Source organism: Mycobacterium sp. TH-M15, from assembly GCF_057473705.1.
In genome coordinates this window covers 1-2,542 of the sequence record NZ_JBYCLB010000036.1, presented here as the reverse complement: position 1 = coordinate 2,542, position 2,542 = coordinate 1, and the positions used below count along the sequence as shown (strand labels likewise).

The following is a 2,542-nucleotide window of genomic DNA, read 5'->3' as shown; positions in this document are numbered from 1 at the left end:
GATCCGGCCGGTGTCCGGCCGGAAACCGTTGGCCGGATCCTCGGTGGTGATCCGGCACTGCAGCGCGGCGCCGTGCGGGACGATCGCCTCCTGGCGCAGCCCCAGTTCGGCGAGCGTCGCCCCGGCGGCGATCCGCAGCTGCGCCGAGACCAGATCGACGTCGGTGATCTCCTCGGTGACGGTGTGCTCCACCTGGATCCGCGGGTTCATCTCGATGAAGACGTAGTGGCCGCGCTCGTCGAGCAGGAACTCGACGGTGCCGGCGCAGCTGTAGCCGATCTGCCGGGCCAGGGTGACCGCGTCGGCGCAGATCTTCGCCCGCAGCTGCGAATCCAGGTTCGGCGCCGGCGCCAGCTCGACGACCTTCTGGTGCCGCCGCTGCACGCTGCAGTCCCGCTCGTAGAGGTGCACCACCTCGCCGAAGGTGTCGGCCAGGATCTGCACCTCGATGTGCCGCGGGTTGAGCACCGCCTGTTCGAGGTAGACGGTCGGGTCGCCGAACGCCGACTCCGCCTCCCGGCTGGCCGCCTCGATCGCCTCGGCCAGCGCGCCGATCTCGGTGACCCGGCGCATCCCCCGGCCGCCGCCGCCGGAGACCGCCTTGACGAACAGCGGAAACGTCATCTCCGCCGCGGCCGACACCAGCTCTGCCACCGACGCCGACGGCGCCGAGGAGGCCAGCACCGGCAGCCCCGCCTCCCGTGCGGCGGCGACCGCGTGCGACTTGTTGCCGGTCAGTTTCAGCACCGCCGCGCTGGGGCCGACGAAGGTGATGCCGGCCGCCGCGCAGGCTTCGGCCAGGTTCGGGTTCTCCGACAGGAAGCCGTAGCCGGGGTAGACCGCGTCGGCCCCGCACCGCTGGGCCGCAGCGACGATCTCGTCGACCGACAGGTAGGCGCGCACCGGATGGCCGGGCTCGCCGATCTGGTAGGACTCGTCGGCCTTGAGCCGGTGCACCGAGTTGCGGTCCTCGTAGGGGTAGACCGCGACGGTGCCGATGCCGAGTTCGTAGGCGGCCCGAAACGCGCGGATGGCGATCTCCCCGCGGTTGGCGACCAGAACTTTGGAGATCACACCTGCACCCTTAGACCAACGTCAGCCAGTAATTCTGAAACCGGATGAAAATCAACACGATTAGCGCGCTAAACCATACCGCGGTCAACGTCCATCGCCACCGGTGTAAAACCTGCAATGTTTTGTGTCCACGATCCGCGTCGATTGCGACGGAGGTGAAGACCACGGCCAGCGGAATGGTGACCGCCCAGACCACCATGCAGTACGGGCAGAGCGCGCCGATCCGGTACAGGCTCTGGAAGATCAACCAGTGCAGGAAGCCGACACCGGCCCAGGTGCCGATCGTCAGCCCGGTCCAATACCACCGGGGCAGCGGAGTTTTCGCCACCGTCAGCACGCCGGTGACCACCACCACGGTGAACGCGGCGATCCCGGGCAGCGAGTTGGGGACGCCGAGCACCGACGCGTGATCGGTGGCCATCACCGACCCGCAGGACAGGATCGGGTTCAGATTGCACGACGGCACGTAGCCGGCGTCGGCGAGCAGCCGGATCTTCTCCAGGGTGAGGGTGGTCGACGCGGCCAGCCCGACCACGCCGGCGATCAGCACCAGCCACCCGCTGGGTGCCGGGACGCCGGGTGCCCGGCCGGCGGGCGGTTGCCCCGCCGCCTCGGAGACCGGCGCCGCGGTGGTCACGACGTCTTGGCCGGGACGATCGTGTCGATGCCGGGGATGTCGCCGACGATCTCCTTGATCCGGGAGACCAGCGCCTCGGGCGTCGACGGGGTGTAGCGCTCGCCGTTGACCAGGATCGTCGGGGTGCCGACCTTGCCGTCCTCCGACGGCGGGATGTCTTCGACCATGCCTTTGACCAGCCTCAGGTACCGCCCGCTGTTGATGCAGCTGGGCACCTCGCCGACGACGCCGGCCTGCCGGGCGGTCTCGATCAGTCGGCTGTTGTCCGGGAAGTCCGGCCCGGTCTCGGCGGGCTGCAGCCGCTCGCTGAACAGCATCGAGTGGAACCGGCGGAACGCGTCGATACTCGCGTCGGCGACGCAGTAGGCGGCGCCGGCCGCCCGCGACGAGTAGTGGTCGGTGCCGGGGCCGTCCAGCAGGGCCACCATGTAGTAGTCGGCCCGGATGGCGCCGATGTCGATGAGCTTGTTCACCGTCGGACCGGTCAGTTGCTCGAAACGACCGCAGGCCGGGCAGAGGAAGTCCTCGTAGAACGTCATCACGGCTTTGGGCTCGTTGGTGCCCGTCTTGGTGACCAGCTTGCCCGACGCCACCTGCACGGCTCGGGCCGGGCCGGGGGCGTTGCGCTGGTGCGACCAGACGATGTAGCCGATCACGCCGACCGCGAACAGCACCACGACCAGGATCGGCGCGACCGTCGACAGGAAGCTGCTCCTCCCGCTGGCCACCTTCGGGTCGTAACCGGCCGGGCGTCTGGGTTTGCTGCTGTCTTTACTGCCCACGGGTTCGCTCGTCCTCGCTGTGGTCGGTTCGCCGGTCCAGGGCGGCGTT

The 2,542-nt window shown here is 69.2% G+C and carries 3 protein-coding genes; all 3 read right to left on the bottom strand.

Annotation, left to right across the window (positions count from 1 at the left end):
* A partial coding sequence (locus AC2VNT_RS00935) for an ATP-binding protein (protein WP_486945073.1) occupies window positions 1–1,074 on the bottom strand: 1,074 nt, incomplete at its 3' end.
* A gap of 10 nt (window positions 1,075–1,084) precedes the next feature.
* Window positions 1,085–1,711, bottom strand: a complete 627-nt coding sequence (locus tag AC2VNT_RS00930) for a vitamin K epoxide reductase family protein (RefSeq protein WP_486945072.1) — start codon at window positions 1,709–1,711, stop codon at window positions 1,085–1,087.
* On the bottom strand, window positions 1,708–2,493 hold the full coding sequence (locus tag AC2VNT_RS00925; protein WP_486945071.1) for a DsbA family protein: 786 nt from the start codon (window positions 2,491–2,493) through the stop codon (window positions 1,708–1,710). Before AC2VNT_RS00925 ends, AC2VNT_RS00930 begins: the two co-directional genes overlap by 4 nt.
* Window positions 2,494–2,542: the final 49 nt, after the last annotated feature.